The 12,090-nt window shown below is 33.9% G+C and carries 13 protein-coding genes; 8 read left to right on the forward strand and 5 right to left on the reverse strand.

Translation table 11 applies throughout. The annotated features are described in order from the left end of the window. Positions 1-7: 7 nt before the first annotated feature. The 5 genes from Q0857_RS01315 to Q0857_RS01335 all read left to right on the forward strand — a co-directional run bounded on the left by Q0857_RS01315 (position 8) and on the right by Q0857_RS01335 (position 5,034). The gene (locus tag Q0857_RS01315) at positions 8-1,531 is read left to right on the forward strand and encodes a Dabb family protein (RefSeq protein WP_298531007.1); all 1,524 of its coding nucleotides are present in this window, start codon (positions 8-10) and stop codon (positions 1,529-1,531) included. A gap of 25 nt (positions 1,532-1,556) precedes the next feature. Then, on the forward strand, positions 1,557-2,273 hold the full coding sequence (locus Q0857_RS01320; RefSeq protein ID WP_298531009.1) for a 3-ketoacyl-ACP reductase: 717 nt from the start codon (positions 1,557-1,559) through the stop codon (positions 2,271-2,273). A gap of 108 nt (positions 2,274-2,381) precedes the next feature. After that, positions 2,382-3,254, forward strand: a complete 873-nt coding sequence (locus Q0857_RS01325; RefSeq protein WP_298531012.1) for an SGNH/GDSL hydrolase family protein — start codon at positions 2,382-2,384, stop codon at positions 3,252-3,254. A 68-nt stretch (positions 3,255-3,322) separates the two neighbouring features. Continuing rightward, the gene (locus tag Q0857_RS01330) at positions 3,323-4,222 is read left to right on the forward strand and encodes a metallophosphoesterase family protein (protein ID WP_298531014.1); all 900 of its coding nucleotides are present in this window, start codon (positions 3,323-3,325) and stop codon (positions 4,220-4,222) included. Between the two features lie 8 nt (positions 4,223-4,230). After that, positions 4,231-5,034 (forward strand): DUF1853 family protein, encoded by an 804-nt coding sequence (locus tag Q0857_RS01335; protein WP_298531017.1) that lies wholly within the window; start codon positions 4,231-4,233, stop codon positions 5,032-5,034. Between the two features lie 147 nt (positions 5,035-5,181). On the opposite strand, the gene Q0857_RS01340 is transcribed toward Q0857_RS01335, so the two are convergent. Next, entirely contained in the window at positions 5,182-5,520 is a 339-nt protein-coding gene (locus Q0857_RS01340) for a hypothetical protein (protein ID WP_298531020.1), read from the reverse strand. A gap of 245 nt (positions 5,521-5,765) precedes the next feature. Between Q0857_RS01340 and Q0857_RS01345 the strand changes: the two genes are divergently transcribed. The 3 genes from Q0857_RS01345 to Q0857_RS01355 all read left to right on the forward strand — a co-directional run bounded on the left by Q0857_RS01345 (position 5,766) and on the right by Q0857_RS01355 (position 10,388). Next, positions 5,766-7,343 carry a sulfatase gene (locus Q0857_RS01345; protein ID WP_298531023.1) on the forward strand — a complete coding sequence of 526 codons (1,578 nt, stop codon included), beginning with the start codon at positions 5,766-5,768 and terminating at the stop codon, positions 7,341-7,343. A 24-nt stretch (positions 7,344-7,367) separates the two neighbouring features. Then, positions 7,368-8,606, forward strand: coding sequence for a glycosyl hydrolase (locus Q0857_RS01350; protein WP_298531025.1), 1,239 nt, complete (start codon positions 7,368-7,370; stop codon positions 8,604-8,606). Positions 8,607-8,753: 147 nt separating this feature from the next. Beyond that, the gene (locus Q0857_RS01355) at positions 8,754-10,388 is read left to right on the forward strand and encodes a glycoside hydrolase family 43 protein (RefSeq protein WP_298531028.1); all 1,635 of its coding nucleotides are present in this window, start codon (positions 8,754-8,756) and stop codon (positions 10,386-10,388) included. A gap of 69 nt (positions 10,389-10,457) precedes the next feature. Here the strand turns inward: Q0857_RS01355 and Q0857_RS01360 are convergent, their stop codons facing one another. The 4 genes from Q0857_RS01360 to Q0857_RS01375 all read right to left on the reverse strand — a co-directional run bounded on the left by Q0857_RS01360 (position 10,458) and on the right by Q0857_RS01375 (position 12,089). Further along, on the reverse strand, positions 10,458-10,967 hold the full coding sequence (locus Q0857_RS01360; RefSeq protein ID WP_298531031.1) for a ferritin: 510 nt from the start codon (positions 10,965-10,967) through the stop codon (positions 10,458-10,460). A gap of 87 nt (positions 10,968-11,054) precedes the next feature. Further along, complete coding sequence (locus tag Q0857_RS01365) at positions 11,055-11,357, reverse strand: hypothetical protein (protein WP_298531035.1); 303 nt, start codon at positions 11,355-11,357, stop codon at positions 11,055-11,057. A gap of 36 nt (positions 11,358-11,393) precedes the next feature. Further along, a complete protein-coding gene (locus Q0857_RS01370; protein WP_298531038.1) occupies positions 11,394-11,723 on the reverse strand; it encodes a 2Fe-2S iron-sulfur cluster-binding protein in 330 nt (109 codons plus the stop codon). A 120-nt stretch (positions 11,724-11,843) separates the two neighbouring features. After that, positions 11,844-12,089 carry a NifU family protein gene (locus tag Q0857_RS01375; RefSeq protein ID WP_298531040.1) on the reverse strand — a complete coding sequence of 82 codons (246 nt, stop codon included), beginning with the start codon at positions 12,087-12,089 and terminating at the stop codon, positions 11,844-11,846. Position 12,090 lies beyond the last annotated feature (1 nt).

Genomic DNA, 12,090 nt, shown 5'->3' on the forward strand with positions numbered 1-12,090 from the left:
TTAAAACATGAACATTATAAAACGTTACATTTTAATAAGCACTTTGTTTATATCTCAACTCTGTTTAGCGCAGACTTCTGAAGACTTAATGCTATATCGAAAAGATTTCAAGGGTATATCTGGTAAAAACACGGTTTCTGTTACAAGTTATGAAAAAGATGGTTCTCATTATGTATATGCCGGCGGTATAGGCAATGTCGATGTTTACAGTTTAAATAAAGATGGGATACTTACCCCAATTAGTAATCATGAATTACACATGAAAAAAGGACCTGCTAGAGGTATGGTTGCTGACAATATTAACGGTACCGATTTTTTATTCATTGGAAACAAACATGGCAATGTAGTTGAGACTTTTAAAATATTAGATAACGGTTCATTGGAGCGGGTTGCACTAGTTGAAGACACTGATGAAACGCACATTGGTGTTGCCATTACTTTACAAGTGGTTCACATGAAAAAATCATCATATCTATTTGTTGGTGGTTTAGAAAAAACACCTGGCTTAACTTGTTTTAAAATACAAGATGATGGAAAACTAGACCATGTTATGTCAATAAAAGACGATGATAATATCCATACCGATGGTATTATTGGCATGTTTGTCCATAAAATTAACGGTAAGACCTTTTTATACACAAGCGGATTTCAAGATAATGGCGTAAGCAGCTTTAGAGTTTATGAAAACGGTAATTTCAAAAACGTCAATAATATTAGTGACAATACCACCGACAGATATTTAACTGGTGCATACCCCGTAACCGGTGCAACTTTAGATGGAAATCATTATGTGGTGGTTGGTCACAGACATCATAAATATTACAAGAGAGGTGGTTTTATTAAAAGACCAGACTTTGTTTATCACGGTGATGGTGTTAGTGTTTTTAAAGTGAATAAAAAAGGGGCTTTAATCCCACATTTTGTTTTAAAAGATGATGAAAACACAAAACTACAAGGACAAACCAGAATTGAAATTGTTTCAACTGATAATAACGAAGCTGTTTTGGCAGTGGGAACAAGAGATGATGCTAGTATTCAATTGCTCAAATTGGATAAAGAAGGTATTCTAAGCCCAATAAATTATTTAGAAACGGGTTTCTCTATTTATTACGGTTTGAGATCGCATAAAATAGGCGATGATAACTTCCTTATTGCAGGATCTTTTAGAATGGATTTACATAAAATAGCCAGCTATAAAGTTGCACCTAAAATCGACAGAAAAGGCAAAGTAATCAAACATGTTGTTCATTTAAAATACAAAGATGAAGCCACTGAAGCTCAAGTTGAAGAAGCTGTGCAGGCTTTTGTAAATCTTCAAAATGAAATACCTGCTATAGCAAATTTTGAATGGGGTGAAAATGATAGCACTGAAAAGCATGACAAAGGATTAACACATTCGTTTGTAATCACTTTTAAAGACGAACATGCTAGAGAACAATACTTATTTCATAAAGCGCATATTGAGCTAGTTAATAAATATGCGCCGCTTTTTGCTGATGCAGTTGTGATGGACTATTGGACAGAGGAGTAATACATACTATTTAGAAATCAGAAAAATGAGTAATCTAAAAAATAAAAAAGCCATCATAACTGGTGGCGGCAGAGGTCTGGGAAAAGCAACGGCCTTAGCATTTGCAAAAGAGGGTATTGATGTCGCTATAACGGGAAGAACAGAAGAGGTATTAAAAGCAGTTGTCTCTGAAATCGAAGCTCTAGGTGTAAAAGCTACTTATGCTGTGTTTGATGTTGGAAATTATGAAGATGTAAAACCAAGTATTAAAAATTTAATAGATACTTTAGGTGGAGTAGATATTTTGGTAAATAACGCAGGAATCTGCACAGTAGGATCATTCAATGACATGCCTGTTGAGCAATGGAGCGCTATGATACAGGTAAATGTAATGGGCATGTATTATGTAACTAAAGAAGTATTACCTCATCTCATCAATCAAAATGAAGGCGATATTATTAATGTATCTTCGACCGCTGGTTTAAATGGCAACCCTAATATATCGGGATATTCTGCTTCAAAATTTGCAGTTATTGGTATGTCAGAATCTTTAATGAAAGAAGTTAGGAAAAACAATATTAGAGTAAATACACTAACACCAAGCACTATAGAGACTGACATGACACTTGGTTTAGATATGATGGAAAAAGGTTCAGAACACATTTTACAACCCGAAGATTTTGCAGAATTGATTGTTGCTGGCTTAAAATTACCAAGAAGAGCTATGTTGAAAGGCGCTTCTTTGTGGACCACAAATCCATAATTCATCCCTATTAAAAAATAGTAATTATTAAAAGCGTTTCAGAGTTGAAGCGCTTTTTTCATTTTATAATTTAATGACAAAGCCTTATCTTTAAATAAAAAAATGAAAATGAGACTTGCCTTTCTATATATTAGTTTAGGTGTTTTTTTATGGTTTGGATGTACTGGGAATACTGAAGTTGATGTAGGCCTTGAGAATTCTGAAATTATTGAGGACACTGAACAAAATCAAGAAGAAGAAGAAGAAGAAGAAGAAGAAGAAGAAGAAGAAGAAAAAACTGAGTCTGAAACTGAAACTGAAACTGAAACCGAAGAGGGAGAAGAAACAGATAAAGAATCCACTGAAGAACCAACAGTAACTAATGAAGAAAACAAGAAAACATATAAAATTCTTTCATTAGGCGACAGCTATACTATTGGAGAAAGCGTATGCGAGGCTTGTAAATTTCCTGAACAATTAAAAAGCAACCTGATATCCAAATTTAACGACAGTATGGAGTTTAAACTGCAAGTTATTGCCAAAACGGGTTGGACTACCTCATCCTTAATCTCAGCTATTGAAACTAAAAATCCAGAAAAAGATTTTGATTTAGTCACCTTACTAATTGGTGTAAACAATCAATTTCAAGGGCGTCCTTTTTCTATTTATGAATCTGAATTTCCAAAACTAGTGAATACAGCTATTACAAAAGCTAAAGGAGATAAAACAAACCTTATTGTAGTATCTATCCCCGATTATGCTTACACTCCTTTTGGAAGGGGGAATACAACTATTTCTGAGGGTATAGACAAGTATAATGATTTTGCAGAATCCTACTGTAGCCTAAACAACATTAGTTATGTATACATTACAGACATAACAAGAAATGGACTAGTTGATATGAACCTAGTGGCTTCAGATGGCTTGCACCCTTCTGAAAAAGCTTATGGTAAATTTGTTGAAAGACTTATCCCTGAAGCTTTAGAAAAGCTAAGTGATTAATTTTTTTTAGAATATTTTTACTTCTGAAGAGTTCATTCTTACTATGATATTTTGTTTACATTTACGCTATGTTTTCCTCTAAAAAAAGGCTAAATAAAGCGTATGAAACGGCTAAAATCATTGATTTTGATGATGATAGCAAGTTCGTACTATTTAGCGATTGCCATAGAGGTGATAATAGTTTTGCAGACGATTTTGCAAACAACCGAAATATCTATTTCCATGCTTTAAAACATTATTACACAGAAGGTTTCCAGTATTGTGAATTAGGCGATGGCGATGAACTTTGGGAAAACCTCTCATTCAGCTCTATTTTTAATGCCCATAAAAATGTTTACTTGCTTATGAAACAATTTCATGAGGAAAACAAATTGCACATGATATGGGGAAATCATGACATGGTTTACAGGGATCCAAACTTTGTAAAAAAACACCTTTCTACATATTTCGAGCACAAAACAGGAGAAAATCAAGCCCTATTTACAGATATAAAATTCCATGAAGGCCTTGTTTTAAAACACTGCAGAACGGGGCAAGAATTGTTTTTAACTCATGGCCATCAAGCCGATTGGTGGAATTATATATTTTGGAAATGGAGCCGGTTTATGGTTAGAATCCTTTGGAAGCCCTTAAATGTTATGGGGATTGCAGACCCAACAAGTCCTGCGAAAAATTATAAAGAACTGATTAAAGTAGAACGCAGAACCAAAAAATGGATATCCGAAAATAACAATATAATGACTGTAGTTGGACATACCCATAGACCTCGTTTTCCCGAACCAGGAGACATTGCTTTTTTTAATGATGGTAGCTGTGTGCATCCAAGAAGCATTACAGGGATTGAAATTGAAAACGGCGCCATATCATTAATTAAATGGCAAATTGCCACCAGAGAAGACGGTACATTACAGGTTGTGAGAATACTTTTGGAGGGGCCTACAAAGTTAGAAAATTATAGAACAGATTAAATTCTTAAATGATTAACCACCCTCAAAAACGATATGAAGGCTTTCTAAAGACACCATATTTATGGCAAAACGATACCGTTTTTGGCTTAAACCAATTTGAACTCGATTCTAGGCCTTCAAAATTTGATATTTTAATTGAAGACAACCTAAGACTAGGTAAATACATTGAGCGTTTAGTGTCTTTTGAATTACAGCAACAAAAAAAAATATCGATACTTGCGGAAAACGTTCAAATTCAAAAAGACAAATTAACTTTAGGGGAATTGGATTGTTTACTTTTGAAAGACGAACAACCTATCCATTTAGAAATTATTTATAAGTTCTACTTGTACGATGACACCGGTGGCAATACAGAAATTGAACATTTTATTGGCCCGAACAGAAAAGATTCTTTAATTGAAAAACTAAATAAACTCAAAGAAAAACAACTACCTCTAATCTATTCTGATAGTTGCAAACCGTATTTAGATAAATTAGGTTTAAGAGCTTCGTCTATGTCACAACAAGTATATTTTAAAGCACAATTATTTGTACCGTTTTCTAATACTGAGATTCAACTTAGAACTTTAAATAATGACTGTATTGTTGGATTTTATATCAATCAAAAAGATTTAGAAAATTTTACTCAGTGTAAATTTTATATTCCCGTTAAAAAAGACTGGTTAATAACACCTCATAAAAATATAAAATGGCTGAATTTTAATAAATTCAAAACTGTAACTAAAAACTATTTTGAGCAACACTATTCTACATTATTTTGGATAAAATTTAAAAGTGGTACCCTAAAAAAAGTATTTTTGGTATGGTGGTGAATTAGCGGTTTCAATGGAAATTCAAACCTTGATTTTGTTAAAAAAAATAGTAACTTCGTTTAACATTCGATATAGTTCATTAAACCGGAACCATATTTCCACATTATAGCGCATTTGAGAAAACTCTCGAAAAAAAGAGAAAGTCACTTAAATTTTAGCTGCTTTTTCGCCTATTTCTTTGTATACCTTTTTCATTTCCTTTCCGAAGTTTGGACAAAATTTTGAATATTGTTTTTTTATTGTATCATCTCCATTGATAGGTTTCATTACACGATTGGTCTTTTCTAAATAACTAATATAATTTCCCCAATATTGCTCTTTTGATTTAGAATATCCAGTTTCAGATTTTGGGTCAGGTTTATAAATCAATCTTCTTTTCGCACCTTTGTAAGTAAATCTTATAAAAAGCCTTTCTTCAAAAAGACTATGATTCTTATTCTCAGGTTTAACTGCAAAATGAACACCTCGTTTAAGAGCTCTTTTCATACTTCTATAAAACTTGGAGAAACCAACAGTTTTTACTTTAACTTTTTTTCCATCGTATTAAAACCCTAAATATTAAAGATGTTTATTTGAAGATAACTCCTGTCCTTCACTAAGAATACCGCCAACAAATTCATTTTAAAAGAAATAAAACAGCATGTCTAAAGATTAAAGAAGAAAGAACTACCTTAATAGATTATATAAGAGTCTACAAAATAAAAAGCTTTAATTTATTTAACCATATAATTATGTGTAAAAGAATATTTGTACCCTTACTGTTATTTTTTTTCTCTTTTTTAGCAGCTGCTCAAAAAGAGAAACCAAACATCATCTATATCATGTCTGATGACCATACATCACAGGCTATTGGAGCTTATGGCGGCAGGCTTTCAGAATTAAACCTAACACCTAACTTAGACAAGCTAGCAGAACAAGGAATACGATTTGAAAATGCCTTTTGTACTAACTCTATCTGTACACCAAGTAGAGCGTCTATAATAACTGGTCAGTATCCACAAACCAATGGCGTTCTTGATTTAGATCAAGAATTGGATGTAGATAAGCAATATTTGCCCATTGAATTAAAAAAACTTGGTTATTCTACGGCTATAATTGGGAAATGGCATTTAAAAAAGGAACCAGCAAATTTTGATTACTACAAAGTTTTACCGGGTCAAGGAAAATATTTTAATCCTTCATTTTATGAAAAAGGTAAAGGTGAATGGCATAAGAATGAAGTAAAAACAACAGGACATTCTACAGATGTAATTACGGATGCCTCTATTGATTACCTAAAAAACCGTGACACCTCTAAACCATTCTTTTTGTTGCACCATTATAAGGCGCCACATGATATGTTCGAGTATCCACCAAGGTATGAAGAGTTTTTGGCGGACACTGAAATTCCTGAGCCATCAAGCTTATACTATCAACCGAATTGGGGATCTGAGGGTACTCGAGGCAAAAACGATTCACTTATTAATTATATAGGCACATCCGTCTCTGACAGACATATGTATCGCAATTACAACAAGTTTTTTCATGAAGACAGCCTAAAAGGGCGCTCGAATTCGGCTCATGTAGCCTATCAAGATTATTTAAAGCGTTATTTACGATGCGTTAAAGGTGTAGATGATAATCTGGGGAGACTCTTCGATTATTTAAAATCTGAAGGCCTTTGGGAAAATACGGTTATCATTTACACAGGAGACCAAGGTATGATGCTTGGTGAACATGATTTACAGGATAAACGATGGATGTATGATGAATCTATGCGCATGCCTTATATTATGCACTATCCTAAAATGATTCAACCGGAAAGCGTAACTGATTTGCTTATCAACAACACGGATTATGCACCTACGATGATTGAGCTTGCTGGGGGAAAAACACCGGATTATATGCAGGGCAAAAGTTTCATTAATACCTTACAAGGAAAAGAAGAAACAGACTGGAGAACCTCAACATATTACAGATATTGGATGCATATTATCCATCACTACGTACCAGCGCATTTTGGTGTGAGAACAAAAGACTATAAATTGATGTTTTATTATGGCAAGCACTATTTACCAGAATCTGAATTTGGAAAACATTACTGGGCTAAGAGTTATTTTGGAATTGAGCGCGAAACACCACACACCTGGGAGTTTTATGATTTAAAAAACGACCCTGAAGAATTGCACAATCTATATAATAATCCAAGATACAAAGAGATTATTGCTCAACTTAAGGAAGAATTGAAACAACAAAGAGAAGCCCTTAATGAAACTGATGAATCGTATCCTGAGATTCAAGCTATTGTTGACAAACATTGGAATGATTAAATTTAACATCCTAAACTAAATAAAATGAAATCACTAACTATTACCCTTTGTTTCACTATACTTTTGCTTTCTTGCAAAGAACAAAAACAAGTTGATTCCTCTGAAATCATTTCAGAGCAATACACTCAAGAGGATTACGATTTCTTAGCGATCGGGAATCCTGAAAAAATGAGTTCAGCATCCAAAAGAGCGCTCAGAAATAATTACCATAAAAATGAAGAGTGGTTTGGCACATTTCGTAATCATGAACTAAAAGGTGATGTGGGTTATGAAAAAGGTGTTATTCGTCGTGATCCTACAATGGTCATTCAGGTAAATGACTTGTATTACACATGGTATTCAAAATCTGTTGGAAAAACTTATGGATTTGGTACTGGAGACCCAGAAAAAAAAGTATTCCCTTGGGATAAAACTGAAATTTGGTTCGCCACTTCAAAAGACGGTTGGGTTTGGAAAGAACAAGGCGTTGCTGTAACCTTTGGCCCAAAAGGTGAATACGATGATAGGTCTGTTTTTACTCCTGAAATCTTAGCGCATGAAGGGAAGTATTATTTGGTATATCAGTGTATTCAATTTCCTTACTTAAATCGTTCTTTTAATACTGTTGGGATGTCTATTGCAGATAGTCCAAATGGTCCTTGGAAACGACTAGCGACTCCTATTTTAGAAGCTTCAAAGGATGGTGAATGGCTTGGAGAAGAAGATAGTAGGTTTGCTGTAAAATCACAAGGTAGTTTTGATAGTCAGAAAGTTCATGATCCAACTTTGCTATATTATAAAGACAAGTTCTATTTATATTACAAAGGTGAGCGCATGGGAGAAAGAAATACTGCTGGCGGACGTGAAATTCGATGGGGTGTTGCAATCGCTGATAATATTACAGGGCCCTATGTGAAATCAGAATACAACCCTATTACACACAGTGGCCATGAACTCTGCGTATGGAAATACATGGATGGTATTGCCATGGTATCTTCTGCCGACGGTCCTGAAAGACAAACCATTCAGTATGCGCCGGATGGTATTAATTTTGAAATCATGTCCTATGTAAATCAGGTACCATCAGCCATGGGCTTGGTCACCACTTTAGATAATGATAAACATCCAACAGAAGCTTTAAGCTGGGGGCTGCAGCATTTATCAAAAAATTATCCTGGTAAACCTTGGTGGGCTGGAGATCAGTATTTAGCACGATTTAGTTTCAGCAGAAATAGAAATACCAAATCTGAATTTGCAGAGAGTAAAAAAGAGTCTGATCAATAGGGCATTCTTGGTACTATTAACAATTGTCTTAAACGTAGGCTTCTAGCGTTACCTATAATGAAGAGTAAAGACCTAGCGAATTCGGAAAAAACAGTAGCAATTCAGCTTACTTTAGATGGGTTAAAAATAAAAATATCACCAAAATAAATGAAAAAATTTATAATGACAATTACAATAGGGCTTTTAGTTATAAATCTAATAGCTCAAAGCGCTCCTGAAACGTTTAAGAATCCAATTTTATCGGGGTTTTATCCAGATCCTTCCATATGCCGTGTTGGAGACACTTATTATATGGTGAATTCTAGCTTTGAATGGTTTCCTGGTTTACCTATCCATAAAAGTAAAGATTTAGTAAACTGGCAAAAAATTGGACATGGATTACACAGACCTGATCAAATTATATATAAAGATAAACTTAAGAATTCTAATGGAATTTTTGCACCCACAATTAGATACCATAACGGTACATTCTATATAATTACAACAATGGTTGAGCAACGAGGAAATTTTATCATAACGGCTAAAGATCCTACTGGCCCTTGGAGTGATCCTATGTGGATAAGAGATGCACCAGGAATTGACCCCTCATTATTTTGGGAGAATGATAAATGCTATTACACTGGTGCTGGACTTATTGATAATGCATCAAAATCATGGCCAGGTAAAAATGGTATTTGGATGCAAGAAATTAACCCCGATAAAGGTATATTACTTGGTGAAAAAAAAATGTTGACTTATGGTCATGCGTCTAATGCTCGTTGGGCAGAGGGTCCACATTTGTATAAAATAAATGGAGAATATGTTTTACTTATTGGAGAAGGCGGCACCAGCGAATTTCATGCAGTTACAATGTTCAATAGTAAAAATTTATGGGGTCCATACATTCCTAATCATGCAAACCCTATTTTAACTCACCGTCATTTAGGATATACCTACCCCATTATACAAACAGGGCATGCAGACTTGGTACAAACACAAAATGGTGATTGGTGGAGTGTAATGTTGGCTAAAAGACCCGTTGATGGATATTCTGTTTTAGCTAGAGAAACATTTTTAGCAAAAGTAGATATTACCGAACAAGAAAGTGGAGTAACACTTATTTACAATCCAGGAAAAGGCTTAGTACAAACAGAGCAAAAACGGCCTAATTTACCTTGGACACCAGTAGTTGAAATTCCAAAATTAGATGACTTCGTTGCTGAAACTTTAGATTTGGAATGGAATTTTTTAAGAACACCTGATTTAAAGGATTACTCTCAGCAAAATGGCAAACTCAAAATAACCTTAAAACCTGAAACCCTAAGCGAATGGAAAAATCCTTCTTTCATTGCCAGAAGAGTGAAGCATCACAATTTTGAAGCCTCAGCAGCAATGACTTTTAAGTCTGGAAAAGTAAATGAAAAAGCAGGTTTGGCATTGTATCGAAAATCTTCAGTACATTATCAACTTTTAATGCGGAAAAACGAAATTGTACTGTTAAAATCAACCGCAAAAGAAATTAATAATGAAAGAGGGATTGAAGAGGTTATCGCCACTGTTCCCTATAAAGGTAATAATGTTGTTTTTAAAATTTTAGGCGAAGGTATAAAAGCAAAATTCTATTTTGGTTCAAACCAAAACCAGCTACAACAAATAGGAAACACACAAGACTTATCACATTTTGGTGATGAAATTGCTTGGGGCTTTAATGGTACTTATGTCGGTATGTATGGCACAACTTCTGGAGTATTATCAAAAAAAGAAGTATGGTTCGATTGGTTTAATTATCAACCTACTAACTAAAATAAAATATAAAAGCTCAAGGATAATTATTATCCTTGAGCTTTTATATTTATCGCAAAATCTTTCTACTTATTCTTTTGGCAATCTTTCATCAATCATCTTTAATGGCATACCTTCCATTAAACCAAACACATCAATAATACTTCTAAAAGTATCTTCTTCTTCGGATTGCTCGGCAATGAACCACTGTAAGAATACTTCTGAAGTATAATCATTCTTTTCTCTAGCTGCTTTAAATATTTTAAAAATAGATTCTGTTACCCCTATTTCTTGTTCAAGACCTTTTTCATAAATACCTCTTAAGCTTTCAAAATCATTAGTAACATGAGTAACATTAGGAGAAACTGCTGCGCCACCATTATCATTAATAAAGACGAAAATTTTCATAGCATGTTCTCGCTCCTCTTCCGCTTGTTTATAAAAGAATGATTTACTATTAAGTAGTTCGCGTTGATCACACCAAGATGCCATTGCCAGATATGAAGCAGAAGCTTTCATTTCCATGGCAATCTGATTATTTAATAAATCCATTACATCTGGATGAATGGACATTTGTTTTCTAATAGCTGTTGTATTCATAACTCTCCGGTTTTTAACAAAGTTACGATAAAAGGAAATCGAAAAAACGGATATTGAAATTTAAAAAAAATCTAAATAAGCTTAGTATTAAACTAAAATCATCTCAGGACTATAAAAAAATGACATGACTTCTTCTTGAAGTTTCAGTAACTGCGGAATATCTAAATAGACAAGATGTTGCCTATCTGCAACAAAAAGCAATACAAAATTATCAGTATTTATAATGCTGCTTAAAGAATCAAAAGTTGTTAAGTCATTCAATTTACGTCTTAACTCCAACACTTGAGGGAAATTTAAATTGATTTCCTTATTAGGTGTAGTTAAAACATATTTACAAAACGTAGTTTGCTTAATTTGATAGGGATATATTGGGGTATCTTCGATTTGCATCGGGCAAATATAACCTTTATTTAGAATAAATAAAAATTAACTTTCTGGAGCTAATTCAACTTCTAGCCCTTCCATTTCAGGAGTCATTTGTATTTGGCAACCCAAACGACTATTATCTTTTACATCAAAAGCTTCAGATAACATGGCCTCTTCATCATCACTCATTTCCGGTAACTCTGTATCGCTATTTACATAACATTGGCAGGAAGCACACATAGCCATACCCCCACAAACACCAATAGTGCCCTCTGGAGCAAGCTCATAAGACCTTACTACCTCCATAAGATTCATAGCCATATCGGTTGGCGCAACTATCTCGTGAGTTACACCATCTCTATCTGTTATTTTGATATTAATATCTTCCATTATTAAATTTTTATACTTCAAGATAAAGCACATCTTTTTTTGTGCCACAAATTTAAACTTTAAAAAGTATTTTGAAACAGGTTTGTCTATTATTTTAGTAGGAATTTAAAATAATACCAATTAAGCATCTATATTAATCACTTCCTCAATTTGGGGCACGTATTTTTTGATAGTCATTTCTACCCCAGACTTGAGTGTCATTTGGTTAACGCTACAGCCTACACAAGCGCCTTTTAATTGCACCTTAACTAGCGTGTCGTTATCTTCTATACCCAATAATGTAATATCACCTCCATCACTTTGCAAGAAAGGTCGAATCTCATCAAGAGCTTTAAGCACGTTGTTTTTTACTTCTTCTGATGTCATA

It is taken from the genome of uncultured Algibacter sp. (assembly GCF_947495925.1).
Classification (GTDB): domain Bacteria; phylum Bacteroidota; class Bacteroidia; order Flavobacteriales; family Flavobacteriaceae; genus Algibacter_E.